Raw genomic sequence first — 17,917 nt, 5'->3', positions numbered from 1 at the left:
TCTCGAAGGGACCGCCCTCCCCCTCGGCGAGACCGGGAGTGGTCGCGAGAGTCCCTTAGCGGCGACAGTCCTTGGTATGGACCTGACAAACGCAGTTCGGTTAACGTAACGCTCGACACTCTGTGAGAGCGCTCTCAAGCGTTCAACTCCCCACAACAGGAGGTCTCGTGAAACGCACCGCTCCCCTGCGCACCGCCGTCGCCGCTCTGCTCCTGACCGTCGGCGTGGGCGCCTCCCACGTCGGCGCGGCGAGCGCCGTCCCGCTTCCGGAGCCCGCCGCGGCGCCATCCGCCTCCGCCGGACTGCTCGACGCGATGCGCCGGGACCTCGGGCTCACCGCCTCCCAGGCAGAGGAACGACTGAGTGCAGAGAAGGCCGCCGCAGCCGTGGACAAGACCGCACGGCAGGCCGCGGGTGGTGCGTACGGCGGCTCGTGGTTCGAGCCGTCCACCGGCCGGCTCGTCGTCGCGGTGACCGGCCGCGCGGAGGAGTCAAAGGTGCGGGCCCTGGGCGCCGACACCCGGCTCGTCCGGCACAGCGCCGCCTCGCTGGACCGCGCCAAAGCACGCCTGGACACGCTGAGCGCCCCCGCCGGCGTGGCCGGCTGGCACGTCGACCCGCCTACCAACAGCGTCGTCGTCACGGTCGTACGCACCGAGCGGGAAACCCCCGCCGTACGGGCCTTCGTCGAGCAGGCCCGGGCCGGCGGCCCCATCACCCTCGCGGAGACGGCGCAGGCGCCCCGCACGTACGCCGCGGGCACCGTCGGCGGCGACCCGTACTACACCGGCAACGTCCGCTGTTCGATCGGCTTCTCCGTGCACGGCGGCTTCGTGACGGCGGGGCACTGCGGGCAGGCGGGGGCCGCGGTGCGCGGCTGGGACGGGTCCGCGATGGGCACCTTCCACGGCTCCTCGTTCCCCGGCAACGACTACGCGTACGTCGGCATCCACAGCGGCTGGTGGACCGTACCGGTGGTACTCGGCTGGGGCGCCATCCCGGACCAGCTGGTACGCGGCTCCGCCGAGGCACCCGTGGGCGCCTCGATCTGCCGGTCGGGGTCCACGACGCACTGGCGCTGCGGCACCGTCCTCGCCAAGAACGAGACCGTCAACTACAGCCAGGGCGCCGTCCACCAGATGACGAAGACCAGCGTCTGCGCCGAAGGCGGCGACTCCGGCGGCTCGTTCCTCAGCGGCGACCAGGCGCAAGGCGTCACCTCCGGCGGCTGGGGCAACTGCTCGTCCGGCGGCCAGACGTGGTTTCAGCCCATCAACGAGATCCTCGGCCGCTACGGCCTGACACTGCACACCGCCTGAGGTCGGCACGGCGAACGGGTCCCTCCGGGCTTGAGCACCTGGAAGGGCCCGTCGCACGGCTCCCCGCCGGACCGGAGGCGCTTCTCGTCACGGCCCCCGGGACGTGTCGACCGGCCGGCTGCCGACGCGCCCTGCGCCCGCAGCCGAGAGAGCCGTTGCAGTCGTCCTTCGCGTCGGCGCACCCGGCGCAGACGCAGGTGGCTTCCGGCTTCACCCTTGGTGACCGTGAGGTGCCTGCTGTCGCGGACCATGCCGGTGCACTGGTGTCGCGGAATGCCAGTGCACTGGTCGACGGGCTGCGTGGCTCCGGACACTTGCTCATGGACGAGAACCCGTCCGTGGGAGCCGAGTTCGTGGCCAAGCGCGCGCAGTCTGGACGGCCGCGGAGTACCCGCAGCGGCCGTCCGGCCGATGATCGCAGGAGGCTCCGCTCCGTCCTCTCTGCATCAAGACAGCCTTAAGCGAGGGTTAAGCCGAAAGCCAGGAGAGAAAAGCGCAGCTCAGAGGCGCGTGAGGAGTGGCGCCTGACGTTGCCACGGCAGTTACCCCTCCGTAATACTCACTGCCGCCGGTGACATCACGTCATGCTTGAGAGCGCTCTCGAAATGCGGGCCTCACGACTCGTCCTGCCCGGCCGCCCCTTGGCCCCACCCATCCAGACAAGGAAGCAGGCTTATGGCTGCTGCTCATCGCGCGCGGCACCGCTCCTTCGGCGGAGTGGTGCTCCTCGCCACCACCGCCCGGGGACGACCGGCAGCGGTGAGATCGACATCTCGGAGAACATCGGCCGCGAACCCCACACCGTGCACGGCGCGGTGCACGGCCCCGGCCACTCCGGAGCGGACGGCCTCCGCGCCGCCTACCACCTCTCCGGAGGCCGTGTCTTCGCCGACGACTTCCACGTGTGCGCCGTCGGCTGGAGCCCGAACTCCCTCAGCTGGTCGGTGGACTGCAGCACCACCTTCGAGACCCTCACGGCGGCCGGTAACGGCGGCAACAGATCGGGCTTCGACCACCCGTTCTTCGTCATCGTCAACCTGGCGGTCGGCGGGGACCGGCCCGGCAGCCCGGACGCCTCCACGTCCTTCCCGCAGACGATGACCGTCGACCACGTCGGCGTCTCCTCCGGCAGCGCCCCCACCGTACGCCCGATCCATGGCATCGGCCGCATGTGCGTCGACGTCGCCGGCGTCGTCCGCAGCCGACCGCACCCCCATCCCGCTGCACGACTGCACCGGCAGCGCGGCCCAGCCGGGGACCAAGCTCTACACCTGCATCGGCACCAACGCCCGACAGTGGCCGGACACCGCCGCCCACGACCTCACCAACACCGTTGGCAGCACGTGCTCGGACGCCACGGGCAGCTCCTGTGCCGACGGCACCCGGCTGCAGACCTGGACCTGGACCTGCACCGGCTCCGCTGACCAGACGTGGACGGTCGGCTGACCGCCGGCGCCGCCGCCCTCCCTCCTCCCCCGCCCTTGCGTCCGACCGCTCCCCCACCCGACCTCAGGAAGAACGGATCCCCACCATGACGGCTCGCCACCAGCGAACGATGCCCCGCAGAAAACTCCTCGCCGCGACAGCGGGCCTGGCCCTGGCGGTACCCGCCGCGGCCACCTGGTTCGAGGTGAGCGCCAACGCGTCCACCCCCGCCACGCTCCCTCTCGACCTGGTCAACACCACCGGCAACAGCACGGTGTACGCCTACGTGCTCGGCCGCGACCCCGCCGCGGGCGGCAACTGGACCTTCATCCAGGCCAACGGCTCCAGCCTGTACCACCCGCCGGCCCCGGCCAACGATCAGACCCCGCTCGGGGTCGACTGCGCCATACCGCTCAACCCGTCCGGATCCGGGGCACGGAGGGTGACGCTGCCGCGCCTGGACAGCGGCCGCATCTACTTCTCCGTCGGCACGAAACTCACCTTCCTGATGAACCGTGGCGGCGGCCTGGCCCTACCGTCGGTGAGCAACCCCACCGACCCCAACGCGAACGTCCCTCACGACTTCTGCGAATTCACCTTCAACACCGACCAGCTGTACGCCAACATCACGTTCGTCGACATGGTCTCGCTTCCGATCGCCTTCCAGCTGGAGACCGGGCAGGGCACCCAGACGGTGCGCGGGTTGCCCGCCGACGGACTGTCTCGGGTCGCCGCCGCGCTACGGGCCCAGTCCGCCGCCGACGGCAGCGACTGGAGCAGGCTGATCGTCACCGCGGGCGGCCGCGACCTGCGCGTACTCAGTCCCAACCTGGCGATCCGCGGTAACAGCGCCTTGTTCCGCGGCTACTTCGAGGGCTACGTCGACGAGGTGTGGAACAAGTACCGCTCCACCGACCTGCGCATCGACACCCAGTTCACCTGGGGAACCGTCACCGGCCGGGTGAACGGCGACATCCTCACCTTCCCCGGAGTCGGCAGCTTCGCCAAGCCGTCGACCCTCTCGATCTTCTCCTGCAGCGACGCGCCCTTCACCACGGGCAACGACCTGATGGGCAATCTCAGCGCACGGCTCGCCGCCGCCTTCAACCGCACCACCCTGCTGGACAACCCCCACCAGCCGACCGCCGAGAACCCCGCCGCCTTCTACACCCGCCCGCGCACCAACCACTACGCCCGCATCCTCCACAACACCACCCCTGACCACCTCGGGTACGCCTTCCCGTACGACGACGTGCACCCGGCCGGGGTCGACTTCGAGGGCAAGGTGCAGTCCGGCAGCCCCGGCCGCTGGACCATCACGGTCGGCGGTTTGGCCGGCGGCGGTGGCACACCGACCCCGACGCCGACCGCCACCGCCCCGGGCGGGGTCAGCGCCTTCACGACCATCCAGGCCGAGACGTTCAACGCGCAGTCGGGAGCACAGGTCGAAGCCTGCTCCGACAACGGCGGCGGATCCGATGTCGGCCATCTGTCCAACGGTGACTGGCTCAAGTTCTCGTCCGTCACCTTCGGCTCCACCGGCGCCACCCGCTTCGACGCCCGCGTCGCTTCCGGCGCCGCCGGCGGAGTCAGCGGCCTGGTCCAGGTCCGCCTCGACAGCCCCACGGCCACCCCGGTCGGCGGCTTCGCCATCGCCAACACCGGAGGCTGGCAGGCCTGGCGCACCGTCCCCACCGACATCGGCCGCACCACCGGCACCCACGACGTCTACCTGACCTTCGACAGCGGCCAGCCCGCCGACTTCGTCAACGTCAACTGGTTCACCTTCGCCTGACCTTCCATCACCAGCGGAGCCCGTCCTGAGGTGGCTTCTCCCAGGTCGTGGCTGCGTTGGGCAGGGGCTTGGTGGCGTCGCAGCCCGTGGGACCAGTGCAGTGCGTGGTCCCACGGGGAGAGGGCGAGGAAACCATGGGCGAGCATGGCCAGGGCGATGTGCCGGTACCAGCCGCCGATGCCCACGGCGGGAACGTGCGCGTAGGCGGCACCTGGTGCCGGCTCAGCTCGCCCACGACGCCGAGGCCATCGCCTCAGCCACGGCCGACAGCGCCGTCTTCCCGACCACCACGGCCTACGGCGGAGCACACCGGGGCACGGCACCGACTCCACGCCCCTGCTCCGGCATCGGCTCCACCGGCGGTCGCAACGCCACCGGCGATGCCTCCCCCGCGCGCTTGCGTCCGAGGACGTGCTTCCACGAGGTCATCGCAGGGCGTGGACCGGCGACGTCACGCAGGAACACCGAGCGGCGGGTGCTCGAGCACGCGGGGCTTGTACTCCACCAGCTGGATACGGCCGTCGAAGGTGCGGTGCTCGATCATCTCGAGGGCAACGTCCGGATAGCCGTCATAGATGCGTTCCTCGCCCGTGGCACCGGTGATCACCGGGAACATCACGACCCGGAAGCGGTCGACGAGTCCGGCTCGCAGCAGGGACCGGCACAGGCTGAGGCTGCCGATCGTGCTGAGGAGCTCCGAACCACTGGACTTCATGGCACGGACCGCCTCGACGGCGTCGTCGCGGACGAGCGTGGAGTTGGCCCACTTCAGTGGCTCTTCGAGCGAGGAGGAGAACACCACTTTGGACGCTCGCGTGAGCTCGTCGACGGATGCCTCTTCTTCGGGCCGGAACTCGTCCTGGCCCTTCGGGACCTCGCCTGCGGCGAAGCCCGACATCAGGCGGTAGGTGTTCGCTCCCATCAGGTAGGTGGCCTCGGGCTGCTCACCGAGCCACGCGAGGTACTCAGGGCCCTCGAGGCCCCAGAAACCGGGCCATCCCTCTCCCGATGCATGACCGTCCAGGGAGGTGATGAAGTCGACGAGAAGCTCCGACATGGCGGTGTCCCTTCCTCAGGTGTCACCAGCTTGGACCGGCCGGAAGCCACAAACTCATCGGCCGCGCTGTGGCGTAACGAGAAACACCTGACGCTGCAGCCGATCGGGGTCCCCGGAGCGGCGCCAACACGCATGCCGGCCCGTCGATGGCGAGGCGCGCCGCCATGGGCATCAGGGGTGTGGGCGCCGACTCGTGGGCAAAACGGGGCAGAAGACAAACAGACTGAAGGGGCTGATGAATCTCCTGGCCATGAGGGATGCGCCCGCTTCCGCAGTAGATCAGTCCGTCCTTTCCGCGTAACCGGTCCAGTCCCCCTGAGGAGGAGCACCCGACAGCGGGGGGCGAGGCGGTCGGCTGGGAAGCTCCCCGAGGAGGTGGAGCAGGCGCTGGCCGAGCTCGCGGAGGCGGAGGCGTTGCTTGAGCGGCGGGCATCTCACATGGGGCAAGTGATGCCCTGGTCGCGCAGGAGCCGGAGGCCGAGCAGCCATCGGAGGCGGTGCCGGCCGTGGCGAGGACGCCGGTGGTGGTGCCGGCGAAAGCCGAGGGAGTGCGGTCGAAGGGGAAGCGGCTGGTGGAGCAGGGCGGCTGGCCGAGGAGCGTCCCGGGGTGGACACTGCGTGCGGCCGGCCCGGGGACGTCTCGGATGGCCTAGGTGCCACAGTGTTTTCCATGGGTGTCAACAGCAGCACCCACGGCAGCCGGACATCCTCGCGATGGGCGTGGCGGCAGCCGCCTGGTTACCTCGTAACGGCTGTGATCACCATTGCCACAGAGAATCGGCAGGGAAGCCTTTCCTTCCTCGCTGACGCCCAACCGGTGCCACCGCGCGCCCGTTCACAAGGCGGTCAAGGCCGAAAGCTCCGCGTTGGCGCGCTCGGTGACCAGGGCGAGGACGCGGCCGGCCGCGATCAGGTCATCGGCGGGTATCCCGCCCCAGATGCGGGCGGTGATGGGGGCGGTCGCAGCGCCGACTGCGGCGATGAGCTCTCGCCCTGCTGCCGTGGGCCGAAGGCGCCCGCCGTCCACGACGAGCAGCTGTGCGGCCAGCAGTGCGTCAAGAGTGGCGCGAATATCGGCCGGGTCGGCCTTGAGCGAGCCCTGGACCTGGGCGACGAGATCGGCCGGCGTCTGCGGGGCGTCAGCGGTGATGGCAGCGCGCAGGGCGACCTGCTGCTGGAACGTGATGCCGTGCCGGGCCAGTACGTGCTCCAAGACGCCGCGGGCGGCGTAGTGCGCCAGGCCGAGGTCGCGGGCGTTGGCGGGTGCGGGTGCGGTCGTGGTCATGGTGTCGCCCCCTGAGTGCCCTCGTCGTTCGGTAGGGATGGAGTGAGAGGTGCGTCGAGCAGGGTCTTCAGCTCGTCGGTGAACGCCCGCGTCCGCGCGGCGTCGAGGCCACCGAGCGGCTCCAGCAACTGCTGCAGCAGGTTCTGGACCACCGCGATGGCCTGCCGCGTGACGGCTTGGCCCTGCTCGGTGAGGGCGAGCTGCACGGCACGCGGGTCACGGGGATCGCGAGTGCGCTCGATCAGGCCGGCCGACTCCAAGCTGCGTGCCAGCTTCGAGACGTACAGCGCCTCCAGGCCGGTGTGGTCGGCGAGTCTGCGTTGACTCGGCCGCTCGCCGGCGCGCTGCATGCCGTGCAGCGACGCGACCAGTGAGTACTGCGCGTGAGTGAGGCCCAGATGAGCCACCGCGCGATCGACCGCGACACGCCACTTGTTGGCGAGCCGCCACACCATGAAACCGGGCGTGGCGCCCGGTGGAACCTTGCCCATGCCAAATAAAGTATATGGCGACTATGTCCATGGCTACTATTTTCCGGCGGATGTGACGACGCACCCCGAACAGACCGAGCGAGTCGCGGTGCCGAAGATGAGGCTGGCGGCCGGGATCGCCAACAGGCCGTAGGCGAACCAAGTGCCGTAGGGCGTGCGGGACGGGACCGCCAGGACGCCGGTACCGGTCGTCCCCGGTCAGCGGTTGCTGGGGTTCAGCAGCGTGGCGGCCGCGGCGACGAAGGCCGCGGATGCTTCCTTGGCCGCATGCCGCCGGGCGTCCAGGTCGGCGCGGCCGGTGGCCTTGCGCAGCGCGTAGGTGGCATCTGCGGCCTGCTGGGCGGGGCCGGCCAGCTCGGGGAGCAGGATCTGAAGGCGGATGTGGGGCGCGGTGATCGCCGCCCGGGTGTCGTGGGACCTCGTCTGGGCCTCGAGCTGGTGCTCAGTGCCTGCATCGGTCAGGGCCAGGCGCTCCCGATGGAACATCGCCGAGCGGTGCGCGTCCAGAGCGGCCGCGAAGTCGGTGACGGCGCCGAGCTGGTCCTGGCGGTGGCTGTCGGCACGCTGATCGGCGCGTGCGGTGCGCGCCGAACGGTGCTGGAGGAGTCCGGCGGCCAGGGCGCCTGCGAGGGTACCGAGTACGGCAACGATCGAAGGCCATATGGACGTCACGTGTTGAGTCCTATCGGGTCATCGGTTTCAGCGGCGGGGCCACGTCTGGACGGCGCTCCGGACTGACCTCGGGTCACTTTGCTGCAGTGGGTCGGGATGGGACATCAGGGGTTCTCAGCTCCCTCGACTGGCAAGAGGAGCATCAGCGGGGCGCCACATCAGGGCCCGGCCTGCATGGCGGTACTGCGTTCGTTGGCTGTCAGCCCACGATGGGCGGCTTCGGCAGCAGTGTCCCCAGCGGCGGGGCCGTCTACGCTTCCATATCCACTCCCCCAACCTGGCCCGGGGCACCGTCGACAGGGTGAGGTTCCGTCGTCTGCACCGTGCCAGAGCTCGAGTGTTCCCGTATGTCGTCGCGTGTGGTCAGGCGGGCTTGCCGTCCTGGGCCCGTAGCCAGCGCCTCTGTCCCCGGCTGGCGCAAAGCCGTTGATGCATGGATGGCCGAATCTAGCCGGCCCCGAGGCGGGTGGGGCCCTTCGCATCGCGGCGCGCACGGACGTCGCGGACAGCCTTCCACAGCAGCACCGGGCCGAGCAGCGCCAGAACGGTGAAGGCGATGACCGGGTGGTCGTCGCCTCCGACAAGAGTTCCGATCAGCACCGTGACGAGCCCATGGTCGAGGGCATCAAGACCGGGGCCGATTCGGTGGCCCGGACCGGCCCGGTGCGCGCGGTACAGCGCCTTGAGCGCAAGGAGGAGGTTCAGGCCGGCGCACGCGAGCAGGGCCCAACGAACCACCACGGGTATGTTCACGAGCGCGACTCTAAAGCACCCGGCCGGCACTCCTCCGAGTGCCTGACTGCCAACCGCGGCCGGATCGACGTCGTAAGGTTGCGGGCCCTGCTGGCCGGCATGCCCCTGCCGTTTCCTCTCGAGGCCGGGCGCCTGGTGCTCGCGTCGACGTGTCACCGCGGCTACGCCCGGACGCGCCATGCTCGGACCAGCGGCTCTTTTCTCATGTCAACGGGCAGGCGGCGACCGCGTCGCAGTCCATCCCGGGCTGGCCGTTTTGGAGCCCGGGGCCACCTCGTGGGCAGGGATCCTGCATGTGGTCCGGATCGGGCGGGCCTGAGGACGACGCGACCGCCAACCGCCGTCCAGCTGAGGGCCGTGGTCGGGCGGCTCATCGCGGCCGGCCCGTGGACGCCGGGGGGCTCGGACATCACACCATCGTCATGGACGCCGGCTACGACGTCACTCGTCTGGCCCGGTCTTGCAGGATCGGCCCGTCGAGTTGATCGGCCGGATCCGCGGCAACCGGGTGATGCGCTGTCCGGCGCCCCGTGCGAGGAGTTCCATCGCGCGGGTTCCGCTTCAACAAACCCGAGACCTGGCCCGAACCGGCGATCACCACGGCCATGCACATCACCCCCAAGGAAAGGCCGAAGCCCCGGCATGGGACCAGGTCCACCCCGGCCGACCCACCGCTCGGCCTGGCTGGAGCACAACGGCGAACTCCCCATCGACAGCGTCACGGTCGTCTCGGCAGGGCAGACACTTCGAGACGCTGGTGGCTCTGCGGCATGCTCAAAGAAAGGGAACAAGGTGAGGGCCACGGCGGCTGCCCCATGAAGGCAGGTGCAGGGGAGGCGCTACCCCCGCAGTCGGCTCCCGTCCGCGGTGGAGCAAAGTCGGTCGTCCACCGCCCTTGCTGATCACCTACAAGGGCCGTCGCATACCTGCCCGCCCCGGACGGTGCGCTTCTCGGCGCCGGGCCCCGCGTCACCCCGGGACGGGACCGCGTCCACCTGTCGCCCGGCTCGATCCTGCTCCTGGACACCGACGGACTCATCGCGTCCCGAGCGCACGGTTTCGAACCCAGCCTCGCCCGATCCGCCGCTACGCCGCCGCTGCGGCCCTCCAGGGTCTCGGCCTTGTCTGCGAACGGGTCATCGAAGAGGTCCGACCCCGCGGACGACGACGGCAATGTCGCCCTCTTCGCCGCCCTCCCCCGGTTGACCAAGACCTGACGTCAAGCCCCAGGTCGCCGACCGTCAGGGCACCTGGTCCCGGTAGCGGCTGGCAGGCTTGGACAAGGTCTGGAGAGGCGTATCGCACCAGATCCACCGCCCGACGAAAGCTGGAGATTGGGTTCGCCTGTGGGTACTTCTAGGGCTTATCCGGCCTATTAAGTGCGGATGATGAGGACGTGACAGCGGTGATCGCCGTGGCCGCTTCACTGGTCGGATGCGGGGAGCTGCGTGAAGGGGCGACGGTCGACCTGGATGCAGAGTTGCTCCGGGTCGAGGACGTCATGAGAGCACGAGAGGTCTTCTCACAGGGTTTGTTCTCGGGAGGTGGTGAATTCTTCCGTGGGATCGATCTTCCCTTTGACGCGCAGATGTTGACTCGTCTGCTGCCCATGGCGCTCTCCGTCGTGGAACCAGTGGAGGGCGATCTGCTGGAGAGAGCACCAGAGGTACTGCGCCAGGCGGCATGGGGGCAGGTCACGGGGATGGCACTCAGCTGGGCGGCGGTGCCCGAACTCGAATTTCCCGCGGAGTATGCCCGGACCGGGGTACAAGCCTGCTTCCGAAGCGACGCCGGCCATGAGCCGGCCGCAGGCCACACCGTTTACGTCCATGTCCGGCCCTCCGACCAGCGACGCGCGCGGCACCTAGCCCGACAGATCGGGCGCGTACCTCATCCGACGCGCGACCCCGCGCGACTCCCGGGTTACCGCTGGGACGGCCGCCCCACCGGTCCCGGCCGCCCGGGCGGATCGAGGAACCGGCGGACGGCCACCCGCTATGACGTCGGTCGAGTCCCCGCCACCGGCGATACCCACACCAGACCCGCCCACCACAAGGTCGGCAACGAACTCCGATGCAGCGACTCGACGTCGTTGCTCGGGGTGGCACTGTCCCTGCTCGCGGCGGTGGCACACGCGCAAGGGGGCCCGCGCGGATGCCGGCCGGGAAGCCAGGCGCGACCACCTACGCCGTACCGGCCATCGTCGTCAGGGGCGCCGCACCGGTGTCGGACACGTCGGATGCCGGAGCTCAGCGGATCGTTACGGCTGGTGGACGCTGAGGTCGCCGTAGGTCGACAGGACGTCGGCCAGCCTGCCCGGTTTGTGCCGCAGCGTGGAGTCGAGGAAGGCGAGGGTGGCCGAGGCGACGACGCGCGGGCTCTCGGTGCGGCCCAGGGACCCGACCATCGAGGGGACAGGGGGCAGGTAAAGGGGCGCGTCCATGAAAGTGAGGTGTGCGGCGCCGGGGATGGTGAGCCGGTAGCTCGTCGTGGTGCTGAGCTCGAGGACCTCGGTGAGGCGCGGTATGTAACGCGAGTCGGTCTCCGGGGTGATCGCCTGGGTGAGCCCGAGCGCCGGCTGGTGGAAGGAGGTCGGGGCGGGATCGCGGGGATAGCCGTCCAGATCGATGACGGCGTCGAACCGGCGGTCCTGGCGGGCTGCCTGCAGGGCGGCAGCACCACCCAGGGAGTGGCCGGTCGCCGCGACCCGGCCGGTGTCCAGACGCCCGGCCAGCGGGCCCGGGATCTCACCTCGGTCCAGACGGTCCAGCTGCGTCAGGCCGAAGCTCAGGTCCGCGGCCCGGATGCTCGTTGTTTCGATGGCCCGCTTGTCGTCTTCGCCGTCGTCGCCGGTGGACCTGATGTCCGTGTTGATCGTTCTGCCGTCGGCGAGGACGACGGCGGCGGAGTCGTACGGGTGGTCGAGAGCGGCGACCACATAGCCGTGGCTGGCCAGTTCCTCCGCCCAGGCGGTGCTCTGGGTACGTACCCCGCCCAGCCCGGGAGAGAAGAACACGACGGGGAACCGTCCGCCCTTGTCGGCCACCGGGGCGTTGAACACCGCATGGGTGTGGGCACGTGGGACGCCGTCGACCAGGAAGCCGGGCAGACCGGTGTAGCGCGCGAGGGCATCGGAGACGGTGCGTGCCTCGTCCTCCGTGCGTCCGAGGTACTGGGCCCGCTGCGTGCCTGCGGGGCTCCGCTGCGCGGGGTACCAGAGCTGGACCACGACCGTGCGCCGGTCCTGCGGGTCGGCGGTGGCGGTCTCGGGGCGGTGGGGGTCGGTCCACTCCACCACGTGGGTGCCGACCGCGAAGTCGCCTGAGGGCGTGGGGAACACGGGTACGGGAAAGGCCCAGGCGGCCACCGTGCCCGTGGCGATCAGGCTGAGGCAGGCCACCGACCCCGGCAAGGCCAGCCACCATCGCGCCCGCCACTGCAGCCGGCCGCTGCGGCGTCGCAGCAAGGGGGACACGGCGAACGGCAGCGCGAGGGCAGCGCCTGCCAGTACCGGCAGCATCTGCCAACGCAGCCCCGCCACGCTCAGCCCGATCGCAGACAGCACGAAGACCGCTCCCGCCGCGATCGTGACGCGTGGGCGGGTGGCGGGGGGAAGCCAGCGTGCCCCCACGATCGCGGCGGCACCCAGCGAGGCGAGGAATTCCAGGGGGGACATGTACAGCCCCTTGATGATCTCGGTCACCTGGCCATCCTCGGCAAGGGACACGCGCTGCCACATCGATCCCTGGGTGCCGTCGTGTGCAACTGGAGTCGCATGCGCGCATGCCAGGTCGGCGGCCACTGTGCGACCATCGGAGGAAGCCAACTCATCCTGCGGTCGCATCCCGGTGCGGGTGTCAGACGCCGGGCTCCTGGGCCCCGCAGGCTCGCGGCCCATCCAGGACAGGGCGGCAGGATCACCACGTGCTGGGCGGCGGCGCGGGGCTTGCGTGCCCCGAACCGGCTGACGGCGGGAAGGCGCAGCAACCGACGGACCGGTGAACAGCGGGCAGCAGCCGCGCGGTTCGGGCGGGACTGCGCGGCGCGGCCGGCAGGCGGCACAGGCCGGGCCTCCAGGACGGGCGGGGGCAGCCACCGCATGTCAGCGCGCGGCGCGGAGGAACGGCGCGCTACGCGTTCACCCTCATCCGCCCCACCGACGACGAAGTGGACCACGCTCGTTACGTGGCCGGCCCCGCAGATCCGGGGTCGTCGGGAGGCGGACGCACGCCAGGCTCGTACGTCCGCCGGGGGCGCCTCGTGCCAGCCGCAACACCCCAGTTCCTCGGCAGGGTGGCAGGGAATGCTCATGCACATGCCGACCTCGACAAGGCCATTCGTCGGGCATGAACCGCGCACGCCGTCACCGACCCGTCCGACTGGGCCCGGCCTGATCCGAAAGGCACGCCTTAAGCGGTATCGGGTTCGTCGTGGATGCTCAGTGTTCCCGCGAGGTCGAGGTCGCCGACGGTGCCGTGTGCCCCGGCGCGGACGAGCAGCACTGCACCGAGCGCGGTGCTCCAGAACGTCCTGGCCTCCACGTTGAGCGGCCGACGGGCCTTCCAGCCGCGCTTGTCGATGAGCTGGCTCACGAAGCGCTCGGATTGCCGGAAGAGCAGTTGGAGGTGGTGGTCGACCACGGGTGCCAGCTCGGGCTTGGCGATTCCGGCGGCGAGTGCTCGCGTCACCGACGGGAGCGAGGGCATGGCCAATACGGCGCGGGCGATGTTACGCCGGAACGTCGCCGCGTCGGGGGCCTGGCGACCGATGCGCTCGATGCGTCGGGCATCGTGCAGCAGGCCGAGGAAGGCGGCGTGCACGAGGAGCGAGTCCTTGGAGCCGAAGTGGTAGGTGACCTGATTGGGGAACACACCTGCCGCGTTCGCGATCTCCGCGACGCTCACCTCCGCGCCGGGCCGTTCCCTGCAGAGCCGGGCGGTTGCCTCGATCAGCCGGTGCCTGGTCGCGCGACCGCGGTCACGCGACCGGGCCGCCGTCGCTCGCGCTTCGGTTCGCTTCTTCTCCACACCAAAATTGTATGTGATACAACAAGGGCGTTCACTTGTATCGCATACAAGAAGGATTGAGGGCATGCACCGCACTGAAGTCGTCGTGACCGGACTCGGCGCGATCTCACCGCTCGGGGCAGACGTGGCGTCCACCTGGGACGCCCTGCTGGCCGGCGAATCGGGCCTCCGTGGCGGCGTCCTGCCAGGCCACGAAGACGCCGGGCTTCCCGACACCGTCGCGGGGACGATGGCGATCGACCCCGCCGAGTCCCTTCCGCCGGTGCGGGCCAGGCGGCTCGACCGCTCACAGCAGGCGGCCTTGGCCGCAGCGGCCGAGGCGTGGGCCGATGCCGGGGCCCCGGAAGTTGACCCGGAGCGGCTCGCATCAGTGATCGGCACGGGCATCGGGGGCGTACGGACGCTGCTGAAGGAAGACGACGTACTGGAGGCGTCCGGGACGCGGCGCGTCTCGCCACGCACGGTCCCGATGCTCATGCCCAATGCGGCGGCGGCGCTGATAAGCATCGAATACGGTGCACGGGCCGGCGTCTACACGCCCGTCTCCGCGTGCTCCTCCGGTGCCGAGGCGATCGCCCTGGGGGCCAGGCTCATCCGTTCCGGCGAGGCGGACGTGGTGATCGCGGGCGGGACCGAGGCCGCGATCACACCGATCACCGTTGCCGGCTTCGCCCAGGCGAAAGCACTCTCACGGCACACCGCCGAACCCGCTTCCGCATCCCGGCCGTTCGCCGCGGACCGCAGCGGATTCGTCCTCAGTGAGGGCGCGGCTGTCATGGTGCTGGAAAGCGCCGACCACGCCGCTGCCCGGGGCGCGCGCGTCCGCGCGGTGCTCGCCGGCGCCGGCATCGCCGCCGACGCTCACCACATCACGGCGCCCGCAGCCGACGGCTCCGGCCAGATCTCCGCCATGCGCAAGGCCCTCGCGCAAGCCGGTCTGGATCCCGAGCAGATCAGCCACATCAATGCCCACGCCACCGGAACTCCGGTCGGGGATGCCGCCGAGGCGCACGCGATCAGGGAGGTCTTCGGCCGAGCCACCGTCACAGCCCCCAAGGCCGCGCTGGGACACCTCTTCGGGGCGGCCGGCGCGATCGAAGCACTCATCGCCGTCCTCAGCGTGGAGCACGGAGTCATCCCGCCTACCCGTAACCTCACCGCGGCAGGCGTCGATCCCGACATGGATCTCGATGTCGTCGCAGAGCGACGAGACGCCCCTCAGGAGGCCGTGCTCAGCAATTCCTTCGGCTTCGGTGGCCAGAACGTCTCACTCATCGTCACCGGGGCACGGCATCATGTGTCCCGCACGGCCTCGACGGCCCCTTGACCCGACGCGACCGCGCGCACCCCGTTGCATTGCGGGCCGAGCACACTCCACGGTCGTCCCCACCTCCGGGCAGCGACCGCAAGTGGTCGCCCACGGCGCCCACGGTGCTCACGGCGCTCACGGCGCTCACGGCGCTCACGGCGCTCACGGCCAGCAGGTTCTCCTCCGCGTGGACGGGCCGGGCCGGCGATGCCTCCGCCTTCCGCCCGGCACACCTCCGCCCGAGCAGCGCAGTACAGCCGCCCTCCGGGTGGGCGGCCGTACCGTGGGGTCGGACGGTGACGGATCATCCGCACCGGATCGGCCCGGTCTGCAGCCGGTAGGTCACGCCGCCTCGGACCAGGGAGCCGCTCAGGCTGATGCACTGCCCCTTCGCGTCGAACCAGGTGTAGATGGGGCCGGCGTAGAAGCGATGGTTGGCCGGGTGCTCCTTCGGCGGATCGATGGAGTAGTCGCCGCCCTCATCGAAGATCGCCAGGGTGATGTGCGAGGCGAGCCCGTCGTAGGGGCTGGACCAGAACTTGGCACAGTTGCGCTTGGTGGTGCTGTTCCAGTAGGTCCGCGCGTAGCCGCCGCCCTTGCGGCGGGCCGGGTCCTTGGCCCAGTACGTCTTGCCGTCCCAGCTGCCGGTGCACTGCTCGGCAGCGGGAGCCGCTGCCGGGGCTGCCTGCGCGGTGGGGGCGGCGACCAGGCCGAGGAGGAGCGTCATGACTCCCACGCCCAGCAGCTGTGGCTTGCGTAACCGCCTCGTCGAACGCTTCATCCGTCTCTCCCTGCGGTCGGACGCCGTCGCCACGGTGGGGCGAGGCCGTAGTCGGCATGCTCCGGCACAAGGGGGGCCGAGTCCGATGTTTCAGGAAATCTCCTATGCAATGTCCGGTTTCCGACTCTGGTAGGCGAAGACGAGGTCGCTCCTCCTCGATCACCAGGTCGATAGGCGATCAGGGAACCGGCCTGGAACCCGCACCCTCACCAGTGATCACACCAGCCACACCAAGATCATCTCACTGTGGCCTCAGTTGATGATCTCGGCGCGGTCGTCCAGACGGATCGCGGCCAGCCGGTCTCGCCACATCCGGAGAGCTTCGGGTGTCTGTCGCGTCCAGTCGGTGACCTCGCCGACGATCCGGAGCGGTTCCCTGCTGCGATAGGAGCGGGTGGGATTGCCGGGGAACTTCTTGTCGGTGACGTTCGGATCGTTCTCGAACTCTCCGGTCGGTTCGACGACGTACACGCGCGGGGCCCCGTCGCCTGCGGCGAGTTCGGCGGCAAGTCCCGCGCCGTCGCGCAACGCGGTGAAGTAGATGTGGTTCATCACGATGTCGGGCCGGTAGTTGGAACGGAAACCGGCGGTGAGGTGATCGCCGACCTGCAGCTCGGCCTTTGTGCCGTGAAAGAACGGCCCCTCATCCAAAGCCTTGTCCATCGCCACAGATTATCAAGCCGAGCTGACGTGACGGCGAGCCATCCAGGACACCCGCGCCGGGCGGGCGGTGCCGTCCCGGTCGCTGGCCGACGTGGACGCGCCCTGGGCTCACCCGCTGCTCATCGGGCCCCGGCCGACTACCGACACTCTTGGCGCATCCGTGTCGGCTGTCACGCGTCCCGGAGGACCAGTCCCCACCAGGGCCTGCCCGTGATGCGGGGTTCGACGGCGTCAGTCCTGTCGTCCGTCGGCCGGCTGAGGTTCGGGATTCTCGATGAGTCGTGCGGGTCCGCAACCTGCCGTGAAGGAACCTCTATCCGAATCCTGTTGCTGCTTCGTGGTCGGCTGCACATCCTGCTGTGATGCGCTTCTCCGTGAACATCCCGAACTTCGGTGACTTCGCCGACCCCCGTAGCGTTGCGACCGTTGCGGTTGCCGCCGAGCAGGCCGGTTGGGACGGGCTCTTCGTTTGGGACCACGTACTGCACCGACAGCACCAAGGACGCCCCTTCGGAGACCCTTGGATGCTGCTGACCGCGGCCGCGCTGGCCACCTCCCGGATCCGCCTGGGCACGCTGCTGACGCCGGTCCCCCGCTACCGTCCGCAGCAGTTGGCCCGCCAGGTGGCCACCCTGGACCATCTCAGCGGCGGCCGGGTGGTCTTCGCCGCCGGCCTGGGCGGCCCGGTGGAGGACGAGTACCGCAGTTTCGGCGACTCCGCAGAGCCGCGCCTCCTCGCCGAGCGGCTGGACGAGGGACTGGAGCTGCTGGGCCGCTTCTGGTCCGGCGAGCCGGTGAACCACCAGGGTCCGCACTATGAGGTCCGGGACGTGGCGCTGCTGCCCGCCACCGTGCAACGGCCCGGTCCGCCGGTGTGGATCGGCGGGTTCTGGCCGCGCCGTGCTCCCATGCGGCGGGCGGCGCGGTGGGACGGCGCGGTGCCGCTCTTCGAGACAGCCCGGCATGGTCATGTGCCCGCCGTGGCGGAGGTACGCGAGCTGGTCGGCTATGTGCGCAAGCACCGGGCGGGCGGGGCCGAGCGCGCCTTCGAGTTCGTGCTCGGCGGTGCCACGCCCCCGGACGCAGCCAAGGCCAGGGACGTGATCGGTCCCCTACGCGACGCCGGTGCCACCTGGTGGGACGAACGACAGATCCAGACCGGCCCCGACCTGGACCGCATCACGCCGGTGCTGCGCCGCATCGAGGCGGGGCCGCCGGTGGTCTGATCAACCGTTCGAGGGTGTGCCGGGCGTGGGGGGGGGGGGGGCGGGGGGGGGGGGGGGGGGGGGGGGGGGGGGGGGGGGGGTGGGGGGGGGGGGGGGGTGGGGGGGGGTGGTGTT

The 17,917-nt window shown here is 70.3% G+C and carries 14 protein-coding genes and 1 pseudogene; 6 read left to right on the top strand and 9 right to left on the bottom strand.

The annotated features are described in order from the left end of the window. Positions 1 to 167: 167 nt before the first annotated feature. The 3 genes from AC07FY_RS19080 to AC07FY_RS19070 all read left to right on the top strand — a co-directional run bounded on the left by AC07FY_RS19080 (position 168) and on the right by AC07FY_RS19070 (position 4,539). Entirely contained in the window at positions 168 to 1,319 is a 1,152-nt protein-coding gene (locus AC07FY_RS19080) for a S1 family peptidase (RefSeq protein ID WP_479007644.1), read from the top strand. A gap of 803 nt (positions 1,320 to 2,122) precedes the next feature. After that, positions 2,123 to 2,743 carry a glycoside hydrolase family 16 protein gene (locus AC07FY_RS19075; protein WP_479007642.1) on the top strand — a complete coding sequence of 207 codons (621 nt, stop codon included), beginning with the start codon at positions 2,123 to 2,125 and terminating at the stop codon, positions 2,741 to 2,743. 131 nt (positions 2,744 to 2,874) lie between these two features. Beyond that, positions 2,875 to 4,539 carry a glycoside hydrolase family 64 protein gene (locus tag AC07FY_RS19070; protein WP_479007640.1) on the top strand — a complete coding sequence of 555 codons (1,665 nt, stop codon included), beginning with the start codon at positions 2,875 to 2,877 and terminating at the stop codon, positions 4,537 to 4,539. A gap of 451 nt (positions 4,540 to 4,990) precedes the next feature. Here the strand turns inward: AC07FY_RS19070 and AC07FY_RS19065 are convergent, their stop codons facing one another. The 5 genes from AC07FY_RS19065 to AC07FY_RS19045 form a co-directional block, all read right to left on the bottom strand. Continuing rightward, positions 4,991 to 5,596 (bottom strand): dihydrofolate reductase family protein, encoded by a 606-nt coding sequence (locus AC07FY_RS19065; protein WP_479007638.1) that lies wholly within the window; start codon positions 5,594 to 5,596, stop codon positions 4,991 to 4,993. A gap of 835 nt (positions 5,597 to 6,431) precedes the next feature. Beyond that, the gene (locus AC07FY_RS19060; RefSeq protein ID WP_479007637.1) at positions 6,432 to 6,881 is read right to left on the bottom strand and encodes a MarR family transcriptional regulator; all 450 of its coding nucleotides are present in this window, start codon (positions 6,879 to 6,881) and stop codon (positions 6,432 to 6,434) included. Next, on the bottom strand, positions 6,878 to 7,372 hold the full coding sequence (locus AC07FY_RS19055; RefSeq protein ID WP_479007636.1) for a MarR family winged helix-turn-helix transcriptional regulator: 495 nt from the start codon (positions 7,370 to 7,372) through the stop codon (positions 6,878 to 6,880). Before AC07FY_RS19055 ends, AC07FY_RS19060 begins: the two co-directional genes overlap by 4 nt. A gap of 198 nt (positions 7,373 to 7,570) precedes the next feature. Beyond that, on the bottom strand, positions 7,571 to 8,044 hold the full coding sequence (locus AC07FY_RS19050; RefSeq protein ID WP_479007635.1) for a hypothetical protein: 474 nt from the start codon (positions 8,042 to 8,044) through the stop codon (positions 7,571 to 7,573). Positions 8,045 to 8,491: 447 nt separating this feature from the next. Continuing rightward, positions 8,492 to 8,797 carry a hypothetical protein gene (locus AC07FY_RS19045; RefSeq protein ID WP_479007633.1) on the bottom strand — a complete coding sequence of 102 codons (306 nt, stop codon included), beginning with the start codon at positions 8,795 to 8,797 and terminating at the stop codon, positions 8,492 to 8,494. A 923-nt stretch (positions 8,798 to 9,720) separates the two neighbouring features. Between AC07FY_RS19045 and AC07FY_RS19040 the strand changes: the two are divergent. Further along, positions 9,721 to 10,014: pseudogene (locus AC07FY_RS19040) on the top strand (hypothetical protein); the annotation flags it as partial. Between the two features lie 1,043 nt (positions 10,015 to 11,057). On the opposite strand, the gene AC07FY_RS19035 reads toward AC07FY_RS19040, so the two are convergent. Further along, positions 11,058 to 12,536 (bottom strand): alpha/beta hydrolase family protein, encoded by a 1,479-nt coding sequence (locus AC07FY_RS19035; RefSeq protein WP_479007631.1) that lies wholly within the window; start codon positions 12,534 to 12,536, stop codon positions 11,058 to 11,060. 670 nt (positions 12,537 to 13,206) lie between these two features. Beyond that, complete coding sequence (locus tag AC07FY_RS19030) at positions 13,207 to 13,824, bottom strand: TetR/AcrR family transcriptional regulator C-terminal domain-containing protein (protein WP_479007629.1); 618 nt, start codon at positions 13,822 to 13,824, stop codon at positions 13,207 to 13,209. Positions 13,825 to 13,888: 64 nt separating this feature from the next. Between AC07FY_RS19030 and AC07FY_RS19025 the strand changes: the two genes are divergently transcribed. After that, the gene (locus tag AC07FY_RS19025; RefSeq protein ID WP_479007997.1) at positions 13,889 to 15,151 is read left to right on the top strand and encodes a beta-ketoacyl-[acyl-carrier-protein] synthase family protein; all 1,263 of its coding nucleotides are present in this window, start codon (positions 13,889 to 13,891) and stop codon (positions 15,149 to 15,151) included. A 286-nt stretch (positions 15,152 to 15,437) separates the two neighbouring features. Here the strand turns inward: AC07FY_RS19025 and AC07FY_RS19020 are convergent, their stop codons facing one another. After that, on the bottom strand, positions 15,438 to 15,914 hold the full coding sequence (locus tag AC07FY_RS19020; protein ID WP_479007628.1) for a hypothetical protein: 477 nt from the start codon (positions 15,912 to 15,914) through the stop codon (positions 15,438 to 15,440). Positions 15,915 to 16,166: 252 nt separating this feature from the next. Further along, positions 16,167 to 16,577 carry an NAD(+)--rifampin ADP-ribosyltransferase gene (gene arr, locus AC07FY_RS19015; protein ID WP_479007626.1) on the bottom strand — a complete coding sequence of 137 codons (411 nt, stop codon included), beginning with the start codon at positions 16,575 to 16,577 and terminating at the stop codon, positions 16,167 to 16,169. A gap of 362 nt (positions 16,578 to 16,939) precedes the next feature. Between arr and AC07FY_RS19010 the strand changes: the two genes are divergently transcribed. Then, positions 16,940 to 17,803 carry an LLM class flavin-dependent oxidoreductase gene (locus tag AC07FY_RS19010; RefSeq protein ID WP_479007624.1) on the top strand — a complete coding sequence of 288 codons (864 nt, stop codon included), beginning with the start codon at positions 16,940 to 16,942 and terminating at the stop codon, positions 17,801 to 17,803. Positions 17,804 to 17,917: the final 114 nt, after the last annotated feature.

The sequence above is a fragment of the Streptomyces sp. NPDC045967 genome (genome assembly GCF_056430495.1).
This window is presented reverse-complemented; position numbering and strand designations above follow the sequence as displayed.

What these genes read in the sequence shown, in the direction of transcription:
- AC07FY_RS19070 (WP_479007640.1), top strand. Translation starts at nt 2,875, where the DNA reads ATGCCCCGCAGAAAACTCCTCGCCGCGACAGCGGGCCTGGCCCTGGCG.
- AC07FY_RS19065 (WP_479007638.1), bottom strand. Translation starts at nt 5,596, where the DNA reads ATGTCGGAGCTTCTCGTCGACTTCATCACCTCCCTGGACGGTCATGCA.
- AC07FY_RS19060 (WP_479007637.1), bottom strand. Translation starts at nt 6,881, where the DNA reads ATGACCACGACCGCACCCGCACCCGCCAACGCCCGCGACCTCGGCCTG.
- AC07FY_RS19055 (WP_479007636.1), bottom strand. Translation starts at nt 7,372, where the DNA reads ATGGGCAAGGTTCCACCGGGCGCCACGCCCGGTTTCATGGTGTGGCGG.
- AC07FY_RS19035 (WP_479007631.1), bottom strand. Translation starts at nt 12,536, where the DNA reads ATGTGGCAGCGCGTGTCCCTTGCCGAGGATGGCCAGGTGACCGAGATC.
- AC07FY_RS19025 (WP_479007997.1), top strand. Translation starts at nt 13,889, where the DNA reads ATGCACCGCACTGAAGTCGTCGTGACCGGACTCGGCGCGATCTCACCG.
- AC07FY_RS19020 (WP_479007628.1), bottom strand. Translation starts at nt 15,914, where the DNA reads ATGAAGCGTTCGACGAGGCGGTTACGCAAGCCACAGCTGCTGGGCGTG.
- arr (WP_479007626.1), bottom strand. Translation starts at nt 16,577, where the DNA reads ATGGACAAGGCTTTGGATGAGGGGCCGTTCTTTCACGGCACAAAGGCC.
- AC07FY_RS19010 (WP_479007624.1), top strand. Translation starts at nt 16,940, where the DNA reads ATGCGCTTCTCCGTGAACATCCCGAACTTCGGTGACTTCGCCGACCCC.